Annotated in this window: 22 protein-coding genes and 2 tRNA genes; 10 read left to right on the top strand and 14 right to left on the bottom strand. The window is 65.8% G+C overall.

Annotation, left to right across the window (positions count from 1 at the left end):
- Positions 1-591 carry a TMEM175 family protein gene (locus tag XI09_RS06650; protein WP_271566156.1) on the bottom strand — a complete coding sequence of 197 codons (591 nt, stop codon included), beginning with the start codon at positions 589-591 and terminating at the stop codon, positions 1-3.
- A 128-nt stretch (positions 592-719) separates the two neighbouring features.
- Between XI09_RS06650 and XI09_RS06645 the strand changes: the two genes are divergently transcribed.
- Entirely contained in the window at positions 720-2,777 is a 2,058-nt protein-coding gene (locus XI09_RS06645) for an ATP-dependent helicase (RefSeq protein WP_271566155.1), read from the top strand.
- 28 nt (positions 2,778-2,805) lie between these two features.
- Here the strand turns inward: XI09_RS06645 and XI09_RS06640 are convergent, their stop codons facing one another.
- Entirely contained in the window at positions 2,806-3,651 is an 846-nt protein-coding gene (locus tag XI09_RS06640) for an outer membrane protein (RefSeq protein ID WP_271566154.1), read from the bottom strand.
- A gap of 234 nt (positions 3,652-3,885) precedes the next feature.
- Between XI09_RS06640 and XI09_RS06635 the strand changes: the two genes are divergently transcribed.
- Positions 3,886-4,788 carry a hypothetical protein gene (locus tag XI09_RS06635; protein WP_271566153.1) on the top strand — a complete coding sequence of 301 codons (903 nt, stop codon included), beginning with the start codon at positions 3,886-3,888 and terminating at the stop codon, positions 4,786-4,788.
- Here the strand turns inward: XI09_RS06635 and XI09_RS06630 are convergent, their stop codons facing one another.
- From XI09_RS06630 to XI09_RS06620, 3 genes are read right to left on the bottom strand one after another with little or no spacing between them, the layout of a single operon-like run.
- On the bottom strand, positions 4,789-6,036 hold the full coding sequence (locus tag XI09_RS06630; RefSeq protein ID WP_271566152.1) for a metal-dependent hydrolase family protein: 1,248 nt from the start codon (positions 6,034-6,036) through the stop codon (positions 4,789-4,791).
- Between the two features lie 12 nt (positions 6,037-6,048).
- Positions 6,049-6,552 carry a GAF domain-containing protein gene (locus tag XI09_RS06625; protein ID WP_271566151.1) on the bottom strand — a complete coding sequence of 168 codons (504 nt, stop codon included), beginning with the start codon at positions 6,550-6,552 and terminating at the stop codon, positions 6,049-6,051.
- Positions 6,549-7,907, bottom strand: coding sequence for an MFS transporter (locus tag XI09_RS06620; protein WP_271566150.1), 1,359 nt, complete (start codon positions 7,905-7,907; stop codon positions 6,549-6,551). Before XI09_RS06620 ends, XI09_RS06625 begins: the two co-directional genes overlap by 4 nt.
- Before the next feature lie 174 nt (positions 7,908-8,081).
- Between XI09_RS06620 and XI09_RS06615 the strand changes: the two genes are divergently transcribed.
- The gene (locus XI09_RS06615; protein WP_333939040.1) at positions 8,082-8,948 is read left to right on the top strand and encodes a LysR family transcriptional regulator; all 867 of its coding nucleotides are present in this window, start codon (positions 8,082-8,084) and stop codon (positions 8,946-8,948) included.
- Positions 8,949-9,088: 140 nt separating this feature from the next.
- A complete protein-coding gene (locus tag XI09_RS06610; protein WP_271566148.1) occupies positions 9,089-10,120 on the top strand; it encodes an LLM class flavin-dependent oxidoreductase in 1,032 nt (343 codons plus the stop codon).
- A gap of 132 nt (positions 10,121-10,252) precedes the next feature.
- Here XI09_RS06610 and XI09_RS06605 read toward each other — a convergent pair.
- A tRNA-Tyr gene (locus XI09_RS06605) sits at positions 10,253-10,338 on the bottom strand.
- A 207-nt stretch (positions 10,339-10,545) separates the two neighbouring features.
- Here XI09_RS06605 and rlmB point away from each other — a divergent pair.
- Positions 10,546-11,376, top strand: a complete 831-nt coding sequence (rlmB, locus tag XI09_RS06600) for a 23S rRNA (guanosine(2251)-2'-O)-methyltransferase RlmB (protein ID WP_271566147.1) — start codon at positions 10,546-10,548, stop codon at positions 11,374-11,376.
- A 64-nt stretch (positions 11,377-11,440) separates the two neighbouring features.
- Here the strand turns inward: rlmB and XI09_RS06595 are convergent, their stop codons facing one another.
- The gene (locus tag XI09_RS06595; protein WP_271566146.1) at positions 11,441-11,950 is read right to left on the bottom strand and encodes a hypothetical protein; all 510 of its coding nucleotides are present in this window, start codon (positions 11,948-11,950) and stop codon (positions 11,441-11,443) included.
- Between the two features lie 45 nt (positions 11,951-11,995).
- Positions 11,996-12,481, bottom strand: coding sequence for a hypothetical protein (locus tag XI09_RS06590; protein WP_271566145.1), 486 nt, complete (start codon positions 12,479-12,481; stop codon positions 11,996-11,998).
- 279 nt (positions 12,482-12,760) lie between these two features.
- On the opposite strand from XI09_RS06590, the gene XI09_RS06585 reads away from it, so the two are divergent.
- Positions 12,761-13,225 (top strand): hypothetical protein, encoded by a 465-nt coding sequence (locus XI09_RS06585; protein ID WP_271566144.1) that lies wholly within the window; start codon positions 12,761-12,763, stop codon positions 13,223-13,225.
- 164 nt (positions 13,226-13,389) lie between these two features.
- A tRNA-Thr gene (locus XI09_RS06580) sits at positions 13,390-13,464 on the top strand.
- A 19-nt stretch (positions 13,465-13,483) separates the two neighbouring features.
- Here XI09_RS06580 and XI09_RS06575 read toward each other — a convergent pair.
- The 4 genes from XI09_RS06575 to XI09_RS06560 all read right to left on the bottom strand — a co-directional run bounded on the left by XI09_RS06575 (position 13,484) and on the right by XI09_RS06560 (position 18,918).
- Positions 13,484-13,897: a GFA family protein gene (locus XI09_RS06575; protein ID WP_271566143.1), complete on the bottom strand. Its 414-nt coding sequence runs from the start codon at positions 13,895-13,897 to the stop codon at positions 13,484-13,486.
- Between the two features lie 404 nt (positions 13,898-14,301).
- Complete coding sequence (locus tag XI09_RS06570; protein WP_271566142.1) at positions 14,302-16,140, bottom strand: outer membrane protein assembly factor BamB family protein; 1,839 nt, start codon at positions 16,138-16,140, stop codon at positions 14,302-14,304.
- A gap of 102 nt (positions 16,141-16,242) precedes the next feature.
- Entirely contained in the window at positions 16,243-16,956 is a 714-nt protein-coding gene (locus XI09_RS06565; RefSeq protein WP_271566141.1) for a class I SAM-dependent methyltransferase, read from the bottom strand.
- 264 nt (positions 16,957-17,220) lie between these two features.
- Positions 17,221-18,918, bottom strand: a complete 1,698-nt coding sequence (locus XI09_RS06560) for a methyl-accepting chemotaxis protein (RefSeq protein WP_271566140.1) — start codon at positions 18,916-18,918, stop codon at positions 17,221-17,223.
- 255 nt (positions 18,919-19,173) lie between these two features.
- On the opposite strand from XI09_RS06560, the gene XI09_RS06555 reads away from it, so the two are divergent.
- From XI09_RS06555 to XI09_RS06540, 3 genes are all read left to right on the top strand, one after another.
- Positions 19,174-19,359 carry a hypothetical protein gene (locus XI09_RS06555; protein ID WP_333939039.1) on the top strand — a complete coding sequence of 62 codons (186 nt, stop codon included), beginning with the start codon at positions 19,174-19,176 and terminating at the stop codon, positions 19,357-19,359.
- Between the two features lie 286 nt (positions 19,360-19,645).
- The gene (locus XI09_RS06545; protein ID WP_271566138.1) at positions 19,646-20,035 is read left to right on the top strand and encodes a hypothetical protein; all 390 of its coding nucleotides are present in this window, start codon (positions 19,646-19,648) and stop codon (positions 20,033-20,035) included.
- A 305-nt stretch (positions 20,036-20,340) separates the two neighbouring features.
- A complete protein-coding gene (locus tag XI09_RS06540; protein WP_271566137.1) occupies positions 20,341-20,595 on the top strand; it encodes a hypothetical protein in 255 nt (84 codons plus the stop codon).
- A 26-nt stretch (positions 20,596-20,621) separates the two neighbouring features.
- On the opposite strand, the gene XI09_RS45715 is transcribed toward XI09_RS06540, so the two are convergent.
- Both XI09_RS45715 and XI09_RS06530 read right to left on the bottom strand, forming a co-directional pair.
- Positions 20,622-20,864, bottom strand: coding sequence for a DUF6719 family protein (locus XI09_RS45715; RefSeq protein WP_092191392.1), 243 nt, complete (start codon positions 20,862-20,864; stop codon positions 20,622-20,624).
- Between the two features lie 223 nt (positions 20,865-21,087).
- Positions 21,088-21,795 (bottom strand): outer membrane protein, encoded by a 708-nt coding sequence (locus XI09_RS06530; protein WP_271566136.1) that lies wholly within the window; start codon positions 21,793-21,795, stop codon positions 21,088-21,090.
- Between the last annotated feature and the right edge of the window lie 141 nt (positions 21,796-21,936).

The following is a 21,936-nucleotide window of genomic DNA, read 5'->3' as shown; positions in this document are numbered from 1 at the left end:
TTACGCGTCCGGCTCGGTTCGCGCGACATAGAAGCGCTGGATCAGCAGGCCGCCGAAGGCGATGAACCACACGAAGGGCGCGATGTGCGGGGCAAACGCCGCAACGATCGTGCCCGGGATGAACACGAGCAGCGGAAACAGCGAGGCCATGATTTCCTGGCGCCAGCTCCCCAGGATCAGCCACCACAGCCAGGCGTTGAGGCCGGCGATCGCGGTCAGATTCAGGCCGTAGAGCACGGCGACCGCACTGCTCATGGCGTAGTTGGTGTAGAGGCCGTTGGTCACCGGCAGCAGCACGATCGAGAGCAGGAAGAACAGGTTGAGGATCACCGCGCCGCGACTGCCCACCGGCTGGCGCGCCAGCCGGCGGTGATGGCTGATCCAGAACACGCCGGCGATGATGAAGCTGAGCGCCAACCCTGCGAGCTTGCCGGAATAGACATGGGCGAGATCGCTCCAGCCGGGGGCGCTGGTGAACACCGCGGCCTTGGGCAGATCGTAGGCCAGAAGCGTCATGGCGACGCCGAAAATGGTGTTGCTGAGCGACTCCAGCCGCCGCATCTCGAACTGGTCGGGCTTGAGCTCGGTCATGCCGGGCGCGCTCTTCTCGGGCTGGAACCTTGGGCCGTCTTTTCCCTAGGTGTTAAATCCGGTTCCGTCCAGCCGCATTGCGATTCGCGAGGAGATCGCCGAATCTCACGGTTTCACCGGGGCGATTCGTGGCAACATATCTGGACACGCTCAATGCGGAGCAGCGCCGCGCCGTCGAGCATGGCGTGGCCGACGGCACGACCGTGGGCGCCCCCCTGCTCGTCATCGCCGGTGCCGGCTCCGGCAAGACCAACACGCTGGCCCATCGCGTCGCCCATCTGATCGTTGCGGGGGCCGATCCGCGCCGGATCCTGTTGATGACATTCTCTCGCCGCGCCGCGGCCGAGATGGCCGGCCGGGTCGAGCGCATCGCCCGAAAGGTGCTCGGGGAGAACAACGCCGCGATCATGCGCGATGCGCTGACCTGGGCCGGCACCTTCCACGGCATCGGCGCGCGGCTGCTGCGCGAATATGCCGAGCGGATCGGCGTCGACCCTGCCTTCACCATCCACGACCGCGAGGATTCCGCCGACCTGATGAATCTGGTCCGGCACGAGCGCGGCCTGTCCAAGACCGAGAGCCGCTTTCCCGCCAAGGGCACGTGCCTGTCGATCTACTCCCGCTGCGTCAACGCCGAGACGGAGATCGAGAAGGTGCTAGGGGCGCACTATCCCTGGTGCGCGGGCTGGGCGGCCGAGCTGAAGGGCCTGTTCGCGGCCTATGTCGAGGCCAAGCAGGCCCAGCACGTGCTCGACTACGACGACCTGCTGCTCTACTGGTCGCAGATGATGAGCGATGCGCTGATCGCCGAAGAGATCGGTGGCCGCTTCGATCACGTGCTGGTCGACGAATACCAGGACACCAACCGCCTGCAATCCTCGATCCTGCTCGCGCTGAAGCCCGACGGGCGCGGCCTCACCGTCGTCGGCGACGACGCGCAGTCGATCTATTCGTTCCGCGCCGCCACCGTGCGCAACATCCTGGACTTTCCGCAAAGCTTCTCGCCTCGCGCCGAGATGATCACGCTCGACCGCAATTACCGCTCGACGCAAGCCGTGCTGGCGGCGGCCAACGGCGTGATCGGCCTCGCGCGCGAGCGCTTCACCAAGAACCTCTGGACCGATCGCACCTCCGCGCAAAAGCCGCAGCTCGTCACCGTGCACGATGAGGCCGATCAGGCCCGCTACATCGTCGAAGAGGTGCTGGCCAATCGCGAGCAAGGCGCGCTTCTGAAGCACCAGGCGGTGCTGTTCCGGACGTCCTCGCATTCGGGTCCGCTGGAGATCGAGCTGACCCGCCACAACATCCCGTTCGTGAAATTCGGCGGCCTGAAATTCCTCGACGCCGCCCACGTCAAGGACGTGCTGGCGCTGCTGCGCTTTGCCGAAAACCCGCGCGACCGCGTTGCGGGCTTCCGCATCCTTCATCTGTTGCCAGGCATCGGCCCCGCAACCGCGCAGCGCGTGCTGGACCAGATGGCGGAGAGCACCGATCCGCTTGCTGCACTCGGCCAGTTGCCGGTGCCGCCGCGCACCGGCGCGGACTGGACCGATTTCGTCCGCACGGTCGCAAACCTGCGCTATTCGGAATGGCCGGCGGATCTGGAGCGCGTGCGGCTCTGGTACGAGCCGCATCTCGACCGCATCCACGAGGAGTCCGAGACGCGCCGCGCCGATCTGATGCAGCTCGAGCAGATCGCGAGCGGCTACGCCTCGCGCGAGAAGTTTTTGACCGAGCTCACGCTCGATCCACCGGATGCGACCAGCGACAAATCCGGGCCTCCCTTGCGCGACGAAGACTATCTGATCCTCTCCACCATCCACTCCGCCAAGGGCCAGGAGTGGAAATCCGTGTTCGTGCTCAACGTCGTCGACGGCTGCATGCCCTCCGACCTCGGCGCCGGCACCAGCGCCGAGCTCGAGGAGGAACGCCGCCTGCTCTATGTTGCAATGACGCGCGCCAAGGACGATCTCCACCTCGTCGTGCCGCAGCGCTTCTTCACCCACGGCCAGGCCGCCAAGGGCGACCGCCACGTCTACGCCTCGCGCACCCGCTTCATCCCGGAGCAGCTGGTCTATCTGTTCGAGCGCACGGCCTGGCCGAAGGCGGCCGCAGGCGCGGCGCGCACCGCGGCGCAAGGGCCCAAGATCGACATCGGCGCGCGGATGCGCGGGATGTGGCGGTAGGCTCGGGAAACCGAGCTTACGATCGCGCTCAGAAATTGTAATTCAGCCCCGCCCGAACGAGATCGATTGCCGTATTGGAACGGGCATTGAGAAAGCTCGGCGCGAACGGCGCACCGGCATAGAGGCTGCCGATGACGGGATAGCTGCCGCTGCCGAGGTCGACGTGCAGATATTCAACCTTGAGGCTGATGTTCTGCGTGAAGCGCTTCTCACCGCCGATACCGGCGGCCCATCCGGTCGCAACGCGGGACGAAGTGCCGGCGAAGCATGACCCAAGTCCATAGAACGGACCGCACGCGAAGGCATAGCCGAAATTGCCGATAGAGTTCGACACCCCCGGCGGCAGCGACACACTGGCCGATTCACTGACGCGTCCATAAGCGAAGCCCCCGGTGCCGAAGATCAGGAGATCCGGCGCCGCCAGAAATCCGATACGTCCGCGGACCGTGCCGAACCAGTCGATATTGCGGCTGACGTCGAATGTCGCGGGCTGCGTCCCGAATAGCGTGACCGGTGTCGACGCGCTGGCTTTCAGGCTGGCCGCAGCAATATCGGCCTCGACACCGACCACGCCGCGACCGGCGAACTGCCAATCATAGCCGACCTGGCCGCCGCCGAGCCCGCCATTGGCATTGAGAGAGGCCGCGACCGGCGGAACGACGGGCTGACCGAATGTCAGACTCTGCGTGAGCGGATCACCAGGACGTGCGATGACGCCGCCGCTTGCCCAACCATACCCTCCGCTCACTCCGGCGTGGAATCCCGTCCAGCTGATCTCGCCGGCCTCTGCCGAAACGCACCCGCAGAAAACCAACAGTGCCGCCAAGCCCTTCTTCATGCCATTTCCTTGCTGATGTCGCGTCAGCCCGCGCATGGCGCACGCGGCCAGTCACGAGACTCGAGGGCGATCCTAGAAGATGCTGCTCCGAGGTCTCGGCGCTCCGTGCAGCCGGCACTGCAATTCCTGCAACAACGCGAAATCCTAGCGTCTGTTGCAGACGCGTCACATCGATATGTAGCGCGACAGCTCGTGCTCCATTGAGGCCGGTTCGAACCGGGGCGGCAAAACGCGCGACAAAGCTCCGGATTTGGCGGGGGCACGATCACTTTGACGACCAAGCGCCTGACGCGTTTCCTGTTCAGCACCGACGCCCTGCCACCCGAGGACAGGCTCGCGATCTGGCTGCAGGACCTCGGACGCCATCACATGCGGCTCGAGATCGAGCCGCGCGAGCCCCGCGCGAACGAACCGTGCCAGGATGACAACGACGGGTTCGCATTCAGCTGGGTCAGACGATCCAACTATCGCATCCTTGGCGAAGACGAGACGTTGCCACGCGATACGGACGACAGCATCCTGCTGTTTTACGGCGCTGCGAGCTCGTTCGCGATGGAGGGCTGCATCCAACTCACCAACGTCCGGCTGGACGGCGCACTGTTTCGCAGCAGGATACCCGACATCGACGGGCAGCTGCTTCACCGATTACCTTCGAACGGTACCGCGCTGCGCCTGCTGCAAGCCTATGTCGACGCGCTCGCTGCGAGCGGCACTCCCGCCGATCCCCTGCTTTCCCATTTCATCAATGAACATATCGTCGATCTGATCGCCGTCTCCTTGCGGTCAGGCGACGACAATCCCGAGCCGGCAGCGCAAAGCGCGATCCCAGCGGCGCGCCTCGCCGCGGCGAAAACCGACATCCGCGCCCATCTCCGCGATCCAGCTCTCTCGGCCAGACATGTCGCACTGCGGCTGGGCCTGTCCGAACGATATCTATCTGCTGTTCGAACGCAGCGGCCTGAGCTTTGCGCCCTTTGTCACGCACGAACGGCTCAAGCTCGCCACCGCCATGCTGCTCGATCCCGCGCGAAAGCAGGATCGGATCGGCGACATCGCTCTCGCCGCAGGGTTCAGCGACCTCTCGACCTTCAACCGCTGCTTTCGCCGTCGCTATGGGCGAACGCCGTCCAGTCTGCGCCGCTCCGGACCGGGATGACGAGGACTTGCCGGTAGCTACGCGTTCAGCCGGTCGAACTGGACCTTGCCTGCCTTCATCACCAGCGGAATGTGCTCGCCCTGGCCGAGCAGGCAGGCAACATCGCGTAGCGGGTTGCCGTCGACCACCAGCAGGTCCGCGAGAGCCTCGGGCGCGATCCGGCCGAGCTTGCCCTCCATGCCGAGCACTTCGGCGCCGATCAATGTCGCGCTGGCGATGACGGCGCGCGCTCCTAGAATTTCGGCGCGAATCCGGAATTCGTCGCTCTGGAGGCGTTGCGAAGCTCCAAGCAGGTCGCTGCCAAATCCCATCTTTACCCCGGCGTCGCGATAGATCGCGAGCGAACGCAGGCCGGCGTCGCGGACATCGGCGATCTTGGCGACGCTCTCTGGCGGCAGGCCATATTGGGCGCCCTCGTTGGCCAGCGCTTCGTAGGTGACGAGCGTCGGCACCACATAGGCGCGCTTCTCGGCCATCAGGCGCGCGGTCGGCTCATCCACGAGATTGCCATGCTCGATGGTGCGCACGCCGCAGCGAACCGCGCGCGCGATGGCGGCGGCGGTGTAGGCATGGGCGAGCACATAGGTCTGGCGCCCGCGCGCCTCCTCGACGATGGCGCGGATCTCGTCCTCGGAATAGCCGAAGGCGCCGACCGGATCGGTCGGCGAGGCAACGCCGCCGGAGGCCATGATCTTGATCTGGTCGGCGCCCATCTGGAGCTCCTCGCGCGCCGCCCTGCGCACGCCGTCGACGCCGTCGGCGACGCGCGCCAGTGCGCCGACCCGCACGCAGCACGGACATGGCGCATCGCTCGCCAGATAATCCGAGCGCGCCCGCATGTCGCCGTGGCCGCCGGTCTGGCTCAGCGCCCGGCCCGAGACGAACAGCCGCGGGCCGTCAGTGAGGCCGGTCTCGATCGCCTGCTTCAGCGCATGGCCGGCGCCGCCGGCATCGCGGACCGTGGTGAAGCCGCGCCGCAGCATGCCGCGCAAGAGCAGCGTCGAGCGCAACGTCACCAGCACGTTCGGCATGTGCACCTGCTGCGCCAGATTGAGCTCGACCGCCACCGCATGCACGTGCAGGTCGATCAGGCCTGGCATCAGCGTCTTGCCCTTCAGATCGATGGTCCGGTCCGCAGTGGCCTGGAGCGGCTGGTCCGAGACTTCCTTGATCAAATTGTCTTCGACCAGCACGTGATGTCCCTCCAGCAGGTCCGGCTGGAGCGGATCGAGCAGAGCGGCGTTCTTGAAGAGGATGCTGGGCATCGCGGCGTCCTGTCAGAAGTGGGCCGGCGCGAGCAGTGCCGGCAATGTGAGCTGGGCAAAGGGAAGGCACGCAGCGACATCGTCCTCGTCGTACCAGCCTGCCTCGTGGAGCAGATTGAGCGAGCCGAGCGTACGCCCGCGCCAACGCACGGGCATGTTGAGCACGCTCTCGCAGCCGAGCGAGGCGATCAGCTCGTGGTCGGAGAACACCAGGCGCAGATCGTCCTGGGTGCGGCCGATATAGGCCTCACCGCGGTCAAGAACGGCCTCGGTCCACGGGCCCGGTGCCAGGCGCTTGCGTCCGCCGGTCGGATATGGGCCGGGGAGATTGGAATAGACCCGCGCCGCTTCACCGCTGTCGCCGTCATAGGTCAGGATCGTGAACAGCTTGTGCCCGATCGCGGACTTCATGGCTTCGTCCAGTGCCGCGAACAGCGCATCCGGCTGATCCGCCCTGCCCTGCGCCGCCGCGACGGCACAGAGCAGCGGATCGGCCTGGCGTTTGGTCCGCGTCATGCGACTTCACCCGCCGCAATCTCCTCCAGCGAACGGCCGCGCGTCGGCACGCCCATCAGCACGACGGTCACCGCCCCGAGCAGCAGCACGGTGGTGGTGACGCCGAACACGCCGGCGAAGCCGAAATTGGGATAGAGATAGCCGACCAGGATCGGCGAGACGATCGCGCCGATGCGGCCGATCGCGGAGGCGAGCCCGGCCCCGGTGGTCCTGACCGGCGTCGGGAACACCTCGGCCGTATAGGCATAGACGCCTGCATAGGTGCCGTTCATGAAGAAGGACAGGAAAATTCCCGCCGCCATGATCTGCTGGTCGCTCTGCGCGAAGGCGAGCCCGAGCGCGCTGGCGCCGCCGAGCACCATGTAGGACGCAATCGTCGCCTGCCGGCCGATGCGCTCGTTGAACCAGGCGGCGCTGAAATAGCCGGGGATCTGCGCGCAATAGATCGCGATCGAATAGGCGAAGCTCTTGGTGATGCTCATGCCGTTCTGGACCAGCAGGCCGGGGATCCAGACGAAGAAGGAATAATAGCTGAAGGTGATCGCCAGCCACATGATCCAGGTCATGATGGTGATGCGCGCCTGCCGGCCGGCGAGGAGTGCGGCGAAATTGGCAAGCAGCGTTCCGGTCGCTCCCTGCGGCGCGGCGGCTTCGACGACCGGCTGCGGCAGGACACGGCCCTCGCGCGCAAACTCTGCCTCGATCCTGTCCAGCACGGCTTCGGCTTCCTTCTCCCTGCCCCGGCTTTCGAGCCAGCGCGGCGATTCCGGCAGCGACCTACGCCACCACAACAGCATGACGACCGGCACCGCCGTGATCACCAGCACGATGCGCCAGCCGTTCTCATAGGCGGGCACGATGAAGTAGCCGAGCAGCGCCGCGGAAACGAAGCCGAAGGAGAAGAAGCCCGCCAGTGCGCCGGTGAAGCTGCCGCGGTAGCGCCGCGCGACGAACTCCGCGAGATAGGGCGCGATGATCGCGCTCTCCGCGCCGGTGCCCATGCCGGCGACGACGCGGGCGGCGAAGAAGGACGGCCATGCATCGACCATCGCGCTCACGATGGACGCCGCACAATAGAGCGCAAGCGCAGACATCATCACCGCGCGGCGGCCGATCAGGTCGCCGAGCGTGCCTGCCAGCAACGCGCCGAACAGGAAGCCGATATAGGTGCTGCTGCCGAGCACGCCGATCTGCACGCTCGACAGATTCCACGCGGTGCGCAGCACCGGCAGGATGAAGGCCAGCACCGCCGCGTCCATCGCGTCGAACATGTAGCCGAGCCCGCCCATCAGCAGCAGATGCTTGTGGAAGCGTGCGAACGGAAGGCGCTCGATGCGCGCCGATATCATCGACATGAAAGTCCCCTCAGTCTGGCGGCCCGGCGCTCCGCGTGTCCCTCAGGGAACCATAGACAAGGAGACATTATCGTCATAATTTATAATTATGATCTACTATATCACCATTGTGAATGTTGCGCCGTGTCGTTCAGATCGCTCGACCTCAATCTCCTGAAGGTCTTCGAGGCGCTGATGACCGAAGGCAGCGTCACGCGCGCGGCGAGCACGCTGACGATGACGCAGCCCGCGGTCAGCAACGCGCTGGCGCGGCTGCGGGACGCGCTCGGCGACCCCCTGTTCGTGAGATCGGGCACCGGGATCCGGCCGACCCAGCGCGCCGTGGTGCTGTGGGAGCCGATCGGCGAGGCCCTGGAGAGCGTGCGTGGTGCGCTCGACGAGCAGGTGTTCGATCCCGCCCGCGCGCAGACCGAGTTCAGCCTGTCGATGTCGGACTACGTCTCCTCGCTCGTGATGCCGGACCTGCTCGGCCATCTCGGCAAGGTCGCACCCAAAGCGCGGGTCCACACCGTCCCCAACACCATCCTGGAGATCGCCGACCAGCTCGAGGACAACAGGGTCGACTGCGTCATGAGCGTCTATGTCAACGAGGCGCAACAGCCGGCCGCCATTCGCTCGCGCTCGCTGTGGACCGTCGACTATGCCTGCTTCATGCGCCGCGGCCATCCGCTCGCGGGTATGAAGCGGCTCAGCACGCGCACTTTCCTCAACGCGGGACACGTCGATGTGAGCCTCGCGGGCAAGACCATGCCGTCCTACGACCTCTTCCTCGCCTCGCGCGGGCTGTCGCGCAACCTGGTCGCGACCGTCAATCACTACAGCGCCGCCTACGAGGTCGTGCGCCAGTCCGACCTCATCGCCGTGCTGCCGAGCGACCTGCGTTCGCAATCGAGGCATGCGCCGTTGCTGCATGCCATGCCGCTTCCGCTTCAGGCGCCGCCGCGCATCGTCAGCCTGTTCTGGCACCAGCGCAACGACACCGTGCCGGCGCAGCGCTGGCTGCGCGAGACCCTGGTCGAGATGTTCGCCAGATCCGATTGAGCCCGCCGTCGCGGTCAAAAACCGGAAACCGAGCCTTTCCCGGAGCGGCATTGTCGAAGCGGCCTCCGCGCCCTAGCTGCACAGCTAACAGTTTCCTCCCACATGACGGGCGCCGCTCGCGCCCGATAGAGACCCGATCGATGACCGCATCGCTTCAATTCGGACTGGATACCTTTGGCGACGTCACCAGGGGCGCCGACGGCGCCATGCTTTCCCATGCGCAGGTGATCCGCAACGTCGTCGACGAGGCGGTGCTGGCCGACGAGCTCGGCCTCGACTTCATCGGGCTCGGGGAGCATCACCGCGCCGACTTCGCCATCTCCTCGCCCGAGACCGCGCTCGCGGCGATCGCGGCGCGCACCAGGCACATCCATCTCGGCTCGGCCGTGACGGTGCTGAGCTCGGACGATCCGATCCGCGTCTTCCAGCGCTTTGCCACGCTCGATGCGCTCTCCAACGGACGTGCCGAGGTAATCCTCGGCCGCGGCTCGTTCACCGAATCCTTTCCGCTGTTCGGCTTCGACCTGCGCGCCTACGAGGCGCTGTTCGAGGAGAAGCTCGATCTGTTCGCCGCTCTGCTGTCGCAGAAGCCCGTGACCTGGGAAGGCAAGCTGCGTCCGCCGCTCAGGGATCAGCTGGTCTATCCGCCGGTCGAGAACGGCGCGCTCAAAACCTGGATCGGCGTCGGCGGCAGTCCGCAATCGGTGGTGCGAGCGGCGCATTACGACCTGCCCTTGATGCTCGCGATCATCGGCGGCGATCCTGCGCGCTTTGCGCCTTACGTCGATCTCTATCACCGCGCCTTCAGGGAGTTCGGCCGCCCGGCACAGCCGATCGGCGTGCACTCGCCCGGCTATGTCGCGGAAACGGATGCGCAGGCGCGCGAAGAGCTGTGGGGCGACTACAAGGCCATGCGCGACCGCATCGGCAAGGAACGCGGCTGGCCGCCGATGGGCCGCGACGAGTTCGTGAGCGAAGCCGAGCACGGCTCGCTCTATGTCGGCTCGCCGGAAACCGTGGCGCGCAAGATCGCGAAGACGGCAAAGGCGCTTGGCATCTCGCGTTTCCAGCTGAAGTATTCGGCCGGTCCCCTGCCGCACGAGAAGCTGATGAAGAGCATCGAGCTCTATGGGCGCAAGGTGGTGCCGATGGTGCGGGAGATGATGGGGTGAGATAGCGACGTTCGTATCCGTTCGACAGTCCGCCTACGCCCTTCGGGCTACGGCGCGACAGCCTTCGCTAGCTTCGCGTCACGATGATTTTGGCTGGCTTGCCCAGCCGAAGCTCGCGAAGCGAGCGAAGGCTGGTGGGGGAGGCAGGACTCGAACCTGCGAAGCCATGAGGCGGCTGATTTACAGTCAGCTCCCTTTGCCACTCGGGACACTCCCCCGCTCGACGGCAGCACAATCGGGCCGGACCTTGCCGGCGGACCGAAGACGGCCATGGAACGTGAAGGCCGCGACAGCCCGGATGGGGGCGCGACCGGGCGCGTTTATGGGCGATGCGGTGGGGCAAAGTCAACCGAGGCGAACAGCTAAAATCGTCACCTTGGGCGCCCAAATTGCCATATTCCGGGACCCGTGACACAAGCGAGCCCATGAAGGATCGAAAATTCACCCCGAGGGGGCCCCGCAGCGGGGCTAAGCCCTTCAACAGGCCCGGGAAATCGGCCGGCCGGCCGGCCTGGCGCGACCGTGATTCGGCATCCGACGGGCCGGTCATCCTCTATGGCTGGCACAGCGTCACCATGGCGCTGCAAAACCCGGCGCGGCGGATCCGCAAGCTGACGCTGACCGAGAACGCCGCAAGGCGCCTTGCGGACGAAAACATCGAGACCCGCGTCACGCCCGAGATCGTCCGTCCTCAGGAGATCGACCGGCTGCTGTCGCCCGACGCTGTGCACCAGGGCCTGCTGGCGGAAGCCGATCCCCTGCCCTCGCCCGACATCGAGACCTTGAAGCAGGAAGGCATGGTGCTGGTGCTCGACCAGATCACCGATCCGCACAATGTCGGCGCCATCCTGCGCTCCGCTGCGGCGTTTGCCGTGAAGGCGATCGTCACCACCGCGCGCCACAGCCCGGAAGCGACCGGCGTGCTCGCGAAAGCCGCCTCCGGCGCACTCGAGCTCGTGCCTGTTGTGACGGTGCAAAACCTCGCCCGCGCGCTGACCGCACTGAACGAGCGCGGCTTCCAGACCGTCGGCCTCGACAGCGAAGGCAGCGAGGACCTCTCAAACGTCGCGCTGCGCGAGCCGCTGGCGCTGGTGCTCGGCGCGGAAGGAAAAGGCCTGCGGCAATTGACGCGCGAGACCTGCAGCGTCGTGGCGCGGCTCGACATGCCCGGCGAGATCAAGAGCCTCAACGTCTCCAACGCCGCCGCACTCTCGCTCTATGTCGGCGCGAGCCGGCTCGGGCTGATGAAACGGTAGCAAAACAAAACGCCCGTCCGCATGACGCGGACGGGCGCTTCCCGAAACTCAACCGATCAAGCGATCAGTAGTAGCGGCGCAGCACGCGGTGGCCGCCATAGTACGGCGCGGGCGCGCGGCGGTGGGCGTAGCCATAGCGCGGACCGTAGCCGTAGTGCACCCGCGGCAGATAGCCGTAGCGCGGGCCGTAGCCGTAGCGATACGGACGGTAGTGCGGGCGGTGATAGGGATAGGCGGCGGCGCGATAGCCATAGCCATAGCCATAGTTGGCGGGTGCGACGACCGCGTCCTCACGATAGGTCGGATACGGCGCGAAAGCGCCCGGGCCGGTATAGGTCGGGCCCTGGTTGACGTAGTAATACTGCGTGGTCGGCTCGGCGAGACGCTCATAGGCGCCATAGCCATAGCCATAGCCATAGCCATAGCCATAGCCGTAGCCGCCGCAACCGGTGTTGCAGCCGGAATAGACCGGCGCAACCGGCTGGCACGGATTGAAGCCGCAGGCCGCGGCCGGCGCGGCCCCGACGAACATCACGGCAGCCGCCGCGACCAGTCCCGAAATCATCTGACGCATTACTCTCTCCTGTTGATTTCCGTATCTCGGATTTTTTGTCGTTTCTTAACCCGGCGGCTTGCCGGGCACCTCGGCACGCGGCCGGGGCCGACGATGCTGCGGATTCACATTGATCTCCGGCGCCAGGATCACCGGCGGCGGATCGGCGGGCACATCCATCTGCGGCGGCAGCGGCGCCGATTGCGCGCCCCAGCTCTGGTGGTAGCTCTCGGCCGGCTTCGGCAATTTGCGGTTCGCTGGCGGCTCGACCTCGAGCCGGCCGTAGCCGGGCCGCAGGCCCAGTGTCGGATAATAATGGCCGACGTCGTCGGGCTGCCGCTCGGCGACATAGCGTCCGCCATAGATCGTCGGCTGCACCTGGACGTTCTTGCCCAGGCCCCAGACACCTTCGACGACGCTATAGGACGCGTCGATGCCATTGATGATGATCGGCACGCCGGGGCGGCCGGGCACGACGATATCGAAGCCGCCGCCGGCAAACGCCGTCGCGGGCAGTCCGATCAGAAAGGCTGCGAGCGCCAGAGCGCGCATGGTGGGGTCCCGGTTGTCTGGAACACAACCTAACCGATCACCGCGCACAGAGGGTTAAGGCCGGCTCACCAAATGCCGGTAAGCCTAACGCGCAAGCGACGCGGGCCGCTCAAATGCCGCAAGCTGCGCTAGCGAAGCGTTAACGGGGAGCCGCACGCGCCGGAACATGTTCCACTCGCTCACAACCGTTTGACCCATGGGCGGCACAATCAACCTGTTTCATCGGAACATCGATCGCCGCCAGCATTTAGCCCCCGTCAATCAGACGGGAGACAAATAATGACAAAAATGAAACTGCTCGGTGCCGCCGTGATCGCGGCATCCGCACTCGCAACGCCCGCCATGGCGCAAGCTGTGGTCAACAATCCAGCCCGCTGCTCGGCGCAATTCCCCAATGCCAATTGCCAGAACCTCGGCCCGGGAAATTCGTACAGCGACCGTGGCTATCGCCATCGCCGCGTGAGCTACCGCCAGACCAATGGCGACTGGAATAACGACTGGAACGGGAGCCGCACCGGCTTCTGGCCGACCGACGTCGCGGCCGGCGTTGCGGGCGCTGCCATCGGCACCGCCGGCGCGATCGCAACCGCGCCGTTCCGCGCCATGGACAACAGCTATGCCTACGACAATTCGTGGGACAATCGCGGCTGGGACACCCGCACCTACGCCCAGCGCAACGGCTTCGTCTGTACGCCCGGCACCTGGTTCAAGGGTGCAGACGGCCGCCGGCACATCTGCCAGTAAGCCAGCTTCAGCCACGCGCGACGGATCAGGCGGCCTTCGGGCCGCCTGTTTTCATGCCTGCGATCCATGCGCGGGTTCTGGCACTTTCCACCCAAGTCTGATATTGCGACGCCCGAGCGGACGGACAGGGCACATGCCGAGCCCCGCCCCGCATCTCCAGCGTCGCCGGCTTAGCTCAGCGGTAGAGCAGCGGTTTTGTAAACCGAAGGTCGGGGGTTCAATCCCCTCAGCCGGCACCAGCGCTCGACGCAGGAGCACTCAGTCCGAATTCTTCTGCAAGCTGCTCTGCTGGAAATGCTGGGCGCCGGCGATCTCCACCCAGACATGTTTCGATTGCTCGAAAACCGATTTGACCGGCTCCGGAAAATTCGGATCCGCGATGGCGCCGACGGCCACGCCGATCATCGCAGGCAGATTGTCCGCTTTCCACCAGACCGTTGAACCGCAGTCGGGACAAAAATAACTGCGAACCTTGCCGCCGCTTGCAGCTGTCCGGACGTATTCCTTCGACGTGCCTGAGATCGTGACGGCCTCTGCCGGATAGAAGGCACCGACACCGAACGGCGCGCCTGTTCGTCGCTGGCAGTCAATGCAATGGCAGGCAGCGACGAGGCTTGATGGCCCCGGAAGCGACAGCGCAAGAGCGCCGCAGTGACATCGGGCTTCGATCATCGAAACTCCTTCCTCTTTGATTGGCTGACGGGCCCTGCAGCCCGGATGGAACCGAGCGCAATCCGGGACGGTGTTTCCGCATACTGTCGTCGCGAAAAGATTCTGGATTGCTTCGCGGAGCCTGTCATCGGGCCGCGCTTGGCGCGGACCCGTTGGCTCGCAATGACAGCGTTGAAGCAGTTGTACTCAAATGCCTCTCCAACGTCGTCCTGGCGAACGCCAGGACCCATTACCCCAGAGTGGGGTTTGGCGAAGATTGGTCGTTCGGGATCGGCACCACCCGCAATCGACAGACCTCGCGGTATGGGTCCTGGCGTTCGCCAGGACGACACCGAGACTGTGGCGCCGTGCTTCGCTCTTGCGACGCCGCCATTCCCAATCTCATGCAATCGTCGGAGATTCCCTCACTCCTTTCCCACCTCGAACGCCAGCAGCACGTTGCCGGCGACGCCGCTCCACTGGCCGTAGCCGGAATTGGTGTAGAGCATGCCGCCGGCGATGACCGGCCCGGGGCCGTCGATCGCGCCGCCATGGGCGGGGACGCCGTTCACGGCCGTATAGTCTCGCGCGGTATCGAACTCCCACAGCAGCTTGCCGTCGGCTGTGGCGTAGGCGCGCAGGAAGCCGCTGACGCTGCCGGAGAACACGACGCCGGGGATCAGGCTCACCGCCGCCGACAGCGCGGGGCTGCATTGGAGGCGATCGCCGCAGGCGACGGGAGACACTTCCATCGCAATCTTCCCGCTGGCGAGATCGAGGCCGAACAGGCCGCCGCCTTGGGTGGAATCGAGCCGCCGCGTGCCATCGTGCAGGAAACGCACGTCGGAGTTCGCGACGTAGATGCGGTCCTGGTCGGCGGCCGAGCCCCATTCGCTGCCGCCGAGCGCACCGCCCTTGCCGACCCGCGTCTGCCACAGGATCTTGCCGCCATCATCAGGGTCGAGCGCGTGCACGACGCCGGACTTCTGCGCGATGGCAAGAACACGCCTGCCGTCGCGCAGGGTCACGAGGATCGGCGACTGGCCGAAATCGTGATCGGGGCCGTGCTCGTCAGGACAATTGGTCCTGTCCGCGCTGTAGCACGCCACGATGAAGGCGTCCTTCGGGGTCGCCTGGTGCTTCCAGAGCAGCTTTCCGGTCGCAAGCTCGAACGCGAGGATCGCATCGGCGGTTGCGGCCGGCGGATTCGAGTAGGAGTTGCTGGTCGCGACGTAGACGGCGTTGCGCTTCGGATCGATCGTCGGTGCCGACCACACCGCGGCGCCGGACGGGCCGAACAGCTGCGTGCCTCGCGTATTCTTGCCGGTCGGATGCGGCACTTCCGGGATCGTGTAGGCCTGCCACACCGGCTTGCCGGTCACAGCCTCCAACGCCACCACGCTGCCGCGGAAAGTGCAGCATTCGTAGCTGGCTTGCGAGCCGGCGGCCTCCTCGAGCGAGGACACCGGCACGTAGAGCACGCCCGAATGCAGCGTCGGCGCACCGGTGATACGCGCGGCCGGATGCTCCTCGACCTTCGTTTTCCAGATCAGCGCGCCGGTCAGCGCGTTCACGGCATAGGCATTTGCGCGCAAGTCACCGAAGAAGATCGCGAACTGATCAGTGCCGGGAAGCGGCGCGAAGCTGATCGCGGCGCGCACCGCGGCATCGGTCGGCAACGTCCACAGCGTGCAGCCGCTTCGCGCATCGAGCGCGTGCACCTTGCGGTCGGTGCCGCCGATGAACAGCATGCCGCCGACGATCGTCGGCGGCGCAAACGACACCGAGGCGCCGGGAAAGGCGTAAGCCCATTTCAGCCGCAGGCGCGGCACCTCGTCCGCGGTCAGCCCCGCCATGTCGGCCGGCTGGAAGCGGCTGTTGCCAGCGTCGACGCCCCACCCGTTCCAGCGTGGACCGTCGAGCGGTTGCGGAAAGGCACTGACCTGCTGCGTGCAGCGCCCCTGCGCGTCGATCGCAGCGTCGCCGGCCGCAGTCTTGCCGGTGACGAAGGCAGCAATCGCGCGGCGTTCCTCGTCGCTGCGCTCCTTCGCCATCGCCGCCATGCTGCCGGAGGTCAGTGTCCCCAGCACATGATCGAACGACATTCCCTGCATGGCGCTGCGGCCCGGCACACGGCTTTGGGCATCGCCGCCATCGTGACATTGCGCGCAGTGGCTTGCGTAGAGCGCAGCGCCCTCCTGCTGCGCCAGCGCCGGCGCGCAGCACCAGATCAGCATGGCGACGACCACAACACTCGGTCTCATGGCGTGCTCCGGCACCGTCACCGCGACGCGAGACGGCTTCATGCAACCCAAAATGTAACGCGACGGCAATCACCGAGGCAACGGACGTTCCGGCTGCGTCCGTCACATCCCCGTGGCAATGCGGACGCGATCGGGCAATTCATCCAGCCGCCAGAGCCCGAGGCTCTTGTCGCGCCAGCCACCGCCGCCCTCCTCGCAGCGCTCGTTGATCAGTTCGCGCGGCGGCGGCCAGTTGAACGGCGCCGTCTCCATGTTCAGCGCGCGCCAGTCGCCGTCCTCGCAATCGCGATTTGCATCCCATTCGGGAAACGTGGTGACCATCAGGAAGCGCGCGCCGCTCGCACGAAAGTTCGTGACGGTGCGAACGATGTTGTCGAAGCTCAAATGAACCAGGCAGTCACGGCACAGGATCAAGTCGGCAGCCGGCAGCGTATCGCGCGTGATGTCCGCGACGCGGAAGCGGCCGGCCAGTTCACCTCGTGCCGCGCGCTCGCTATTGGCCTCGATCAGCGACGGTACGATATCGATGCCGGTGTAGTCGAGATCGAGCTTCATCCGGCCGATCCAGCCCGCATCGCCGCAGGGCGCATCGAGCAGCGAGCGCGCGCCGAGCCGTTGCAGCAGTGCAGGAAGCGCGTCCCGGATCGCGGCCGTAGCGGGATCCTCCGAGCCGAGGCCCGAGACCGAAGTGGCCGCGCCCCACAGGTTCGTCCGCTCGATCCGCTCGAACCGCGCGGCGAGATCGAGGCCCGCGAAATTGTCGCGGTCGGCAACGAAGCGTTCGTGGGCGAGCACGGGCGGACGATTGGGGATCATATGGCGAGCCGCGAGTTGGAATTCCGTCACGGGCACACTGTACAGGCAGAGGGTCTTGGCCGAAACTATCCGCAAGCGAGCCCGCTCGCGTCAGCCATCTGGTGTCTGACCGATGCGCTCCACCACGGCCAAAGAGAAGGCCAAAATGGTCGCCGGTGCAGCTACGGCCGTCATCATGACGGCGATGCCGTTCGTCATCGTGCTTGCATTTCTGCTGCCACAATAGGCGCTATCGGCGCGGCGGACGGACGCCGCCGCGCGGACTTAGGCGGCGCGCACCGTCCGGAGGAATTTTCCGACTTCGTCCTTCAGCCGGTTGCTGTCGGTTGCCAGCATCTTTGCGGTCGAGAGCACCTGCGAGGAGGCCGAGCCGGTCTCGGCCGCGCCGCGCTGCACGTCGGTGATGTTCGAGGAGACCTGCTGGGTGCCGTGGGCGGCCTGCTGCACGTTGCGCGAAATCTCCTGGGTCGCGGCGCCCTGCTCCTCGACGGCCGCGGCAATGGTCGACGACACTTCCGAGAGCCGCTCGATCGTCGCGGAGATGTCGCGGATCGCGTTCACCGATTCCTGGGTCGCGGTCTGGATGCCGGAAATCTGCTGGCTGATCTCGCCGGTCGCCTTCGCGGTCTGCTCGGCCAGCGTCTTCACCTCGGAGGCAACGACCGCGAAGCCGCGCCCGGCCTCGCCGGCGCGCGCGGCTTCGATCGTGGCGTTCAGCGCCAGCAGATTGGTCTGGCCGGCAATGGTGTTGATCAGCTCGACGACGTCGCCGATCCGCGTGGCCGCGACCGAAAGCTCGCTGACGCGCTCAGTCGTGGTGCGCGCCTGGTTGACGGCTTCGCCCGCCATCCGCGCCGATTCCTGCACCTGCCGGCTGATCTCGTTGACCGAGGAGGACAGCTCTTCCGTGGCGGTCGCAACCGACTGCACGTTGCCGGTGGCTTCGCCCGAAGCGGCCACGACGACCGAGGTCAGCTCCTGCGCGCGCTGCGCGGTGGTGGCCAAGGTCGAGGACGACGCCTCGAGCTCGGTGGACGCGGATCCGACCGTTTCGATGATCTCGCCGACCGCACGTTCGAAGCCGTCGGCCAGGTTGACCATGTCGCGGCGGCGCTGCTCGACAGCCTGCTTCTCGGCTTCCGCCTGCGCCGCCTTGAGCCGCTCCACTTCGAGCCCGTTGGTCTTGAACACCTCGACGGTCCTCGCCATGTCGCCGATCTCGTCGCGGCGATCCTTCTCGGGCACCTCGGTCTTGAGATCGTTGCGGGCAAGGCCCTCCATGGCGAGCTTGAGCCGGGCGATCGGCCGGGACATCGCATTGAGGCCGATGAACAGCGCGATTGCGATGCCCAGGATCAGCCCGCCGGCGCTGACGCCCATCACGGTCCAGGTCGCGGAATGTGCGTCGCGGTTGATCGCTTCCTTGTGCTTGGCAACCGCCTGCGCGGTCTCGGTCACGAACTGGGCAATGCGGGCCAGGGCCGCATCCATCACCGGGTCGCACTCCTTGTGCGCCCGGTCTGCGGCCTTGGCATTCTCTTCCGGGGTGCTGGCCTGCGAGCCAGCCTTCAGCACCGGATCGCAGCCGGCGAACACGGCCTTCAACTGGTCGCCGATGCTCCTGATCTGGCTTGCGCGCGTTGGGTCGTCCTGCTCCGCCGCGTCCAGATATTGGCGGATTTCGTCGCGGTTCTGGGTGGCGATCTTGAGACGATTGGCGTTGCCGGCCTCGGTCGCCTCGGTGAAGACCGCATAGAGCGCCGCGTGATAGGTCTCGGCGCGGCGCTGGGCGCGGGTGAGGTTGAGCGCCGACGACTGCGCGGCGGAGAGCTCGGCAAACCCGTCGACGGTCGCAGCGAGTTCGCGCGTGCCGAAGGCGGCGACACCGACCATCGCACAGCCCATCACGGCCACGATCAGCCCAACCTTCCAGACGATTTTCAGATTGTTCAAAAAGCTCATCGCAAGATCCAATGATTTCCAGTCGAGGGCGTAATCCCAGCAACGTGCATTGGAACCGGCGGGCGTTAAGATTTGATACCAAATGATACCGGCACTCTTACTGAAAAATAACCCTTTGGAGTCCCGCCGTAAGCTTGGCGTAAGCTTCGGCCGCTTTTTCAGGGCGCCTGCTCCCGTATCGCCGGCGCGGAACCAAGCGCATGCGTCGCTCGTTCTTGCCCCATGCGGATCAGGGAAGAACATCGAAACATATTCTTGCTGGGAGCGGTGACGCTCTGCTGCGTCGTCGTGGCCGGCACGCTTGCGCTGTACGGGCCGGTCTTTGGACAGGCTCCGGAGAGGCAGGTCGCCGACAACAGGCCGGTGGATGCCGCAGCCCCGGCGGCGGTCCGGGTGGTCGGTGCGCCCTTCGTGCCCAACGTCAACCCGCGCGAGCGATAGCGCTCACCTCGGGGATGTGCCCTTCGGAGATGTACCCTCGCCCTCCCCGGGCCGGCCATGGGCACGCGCCAATTCCTCGACGAACGCAATCACCTCCGCCCGCTTGTCGGGCGGCAGCGACAGGAACGCGCGAACGAGCCTCAAGCCCTCGGCTTCGTCCGACTGTTCTTTCCCGGCTTCCATCCGCCCACTGTCGGGCTACCGGGAAAAATATGCAATCCCTTGCAAGATACCTTCTTGATTCGCCCCTCGAGCTTTGGTGGAGTACCCCTAACGGGGGTGTCCCATGAAGTGGATCAGAGAGCGCGACGCACTGATCGCGCAGACACTGGCCTTCGTCCAATCGGTAACCGGCAAGAAGGATGACCTCCATCCGCCGGAAAGCCCGCCTGCTGCATTCGCGGCGACCGCGGAGATCGTGACCGTGCAGACTGTTGCGGTCGAATCCGACCTGCCGCCGGCCATATCTCCCCCCGCCCCCCAGGCTCGGCCCGTCCAGGTCCCGCCGCCCCGCACGGGTGGCGATTTCCGCACCGAGATGCAGGCCAGGATTGCGAATTTCCGCAAGCATCAGGAGCGGCTCGAGCGCGAGCGCGAGGAATATTGCGCGGCGACCCTGACAAAAGTCCGCGCCGCCATCCGCGACGCCGCTCCTCCTCCGCCGGCCGCCAAGTAAGGCAGGCAGGCCGTCAGGGAGCCTACAGCCAGGACCAAACCAGCCAGAGATTGGCCGCGCAGGCGCCGAACAGCGCCAGCGTCAGCGGCAGGAGCATGTGCCCGCAAGAGGTTTTCAGGTCGCTCGTCATGGCCCGAAAACATCCGCTGATTCCGGCCGGAGAGTCCCAGGGATTCTTTTTTTGGGATTCAGGACTCGTTTACGACTCAAGGACCCCTGGCGCCCCGATCACGCCCCCGTGATTGCCCGTCGGCCGGAACCCCGCGCCGGTGAAGTCGTTAACGCGCTTTCCGGGAGCGGGAAGAATGCCCTACGCCTTGTTCTGCAACGACGCCCAGATCAGCAAGGCCTATCCTGATGAGTCCGACGTCTGGAAATTGGCGCAGCGGAGCGGCCTCGTCGTGGATGTCAGCGCCGACGACGAGCGTGCCGGGCCGCGCCGGGTGCTCGACAACGACTACGAGATCAAGCCCTGCCGGGCAGCGCAGGGCGAGGACCCCGCCACGAACAAGGCCGAGGCCGAGCGCCAGTCCAGGATAGAACTTCAGCTGAATTCGTGAGGTCGGGCCGGAAGCAGCCGGAGGGTTCAGGGCGTCGCGGTCGCCAGCGATGCCTGCTCGCCCGCCAGCGCCACGCAGGCCTTGCGGCGGTGCAGCCCGCGGATTGCGCCAGTGACCTTCAACACCTTGCCGGAGGGACAGGAGGCGTCCTTGACGAAGGCCACCTCATAGGGTGCCAGCATCAGAGGCTCGGATTTGAGGATTGTTTGAGCAGAGCATGGCACGGCGACCAAGCACGAGAGCACTGCTGCCGACACCAAGATACGCATGACCGTCGTCCCACCAGCCCGGTAATTCTCATATAACGCATTCCGGAGCGCGAGTTCCGTAAGCGGCAAAAATTATTTTTGCTTTACGCCAGCCCCATGACACGCGTGAGAAGGCGCGCGCCGGAATGTTTGCTTGCAAATGACGCGCCAGATGGTTCACGCAAAGCAAACGAAAGGCCGGCGCGAGCCGGCCTTTGTCAGATCTGGGACTGCTGCTGGCGGGTCAGTAGCGCGAGGCTGACGGACCGCCCCAGCCGAAACGATAGTTCACACCGACCTTGACGGTATGCTCGTCCTCCCGGCCACGGACGCCGACGATGTCGGCCGGCCCGGAGGTGAACGTGGTGCTGCCGAAATTGTAGTACTGGTACTCGGCCTTGGCCGACCAGCTCGGTGCGAACATGTATTCGAGGCCGGCGCCGACGGTGTAGCCGTCCTTGTTGTTACCGGTGGCGGCGAAGGTCTGCGGCACGCCGGCGACGTTGACGCCAAGGCCGCCATTGCGCCAGGCGTAGCCACCCTTGGCGTAGAGCAGCGTCGGACCCCAAGTGTAGCCGATCCGGCCAGTCACCGACCCGAGTTGGTCGGTATTGGACGTCACCTGCGTTCCCAGCGGGAACGTGACACCGTTGTTGTTGGTCGGCAGCCAGGAATACTGGGCCTCGACACCCACGACCCAATTGGGCGCGAACTGGTAGTCGAAGCCGCCCTGCACGCCGCCCAAGAAGCGGGCGTCGCTCGACTGGAAGCTGCTGTCGCCGGCGAACGCGCCGCCGACATGGCCGCCGATGTAGAAACCGGTCCAGTTGTAAATCACCTGCGGCGGCGTATAGGCCGGTGCCTTGCTATAGGTGCGCGGCTGCATGTCGGCCGCTGCGGCCGGCGCGGCCAGCGCAAGCAGAGCGACTGCGCCCAGCAAAATCGTTTTCATGTCCATCCCCGTTCTTTCAAAATCGACCCTTAGCAAACAACGTGGCGTGAATTTGGTTGCTTCGCGGCGATGCCGGAACGTTGATCGTTCGTCACTGTGACGGGGTGGCAACATCGCGATTTTGTTCCGTCCCGTTTCTGC

Origin of the sequence: Bradyrhizobium sp. CCBAU 11386 (genome assembly GCF_028128955.1) — a bacterium.
GTDB lineage: Bacteria > Pseudomonadota > Alphaproteobacteria > Rhizobiales > Xanthobacteraceae > Bradyrhizobium.
This window is presented reverse-complemented; position numbering and strand designations above follow the sequence as displayed.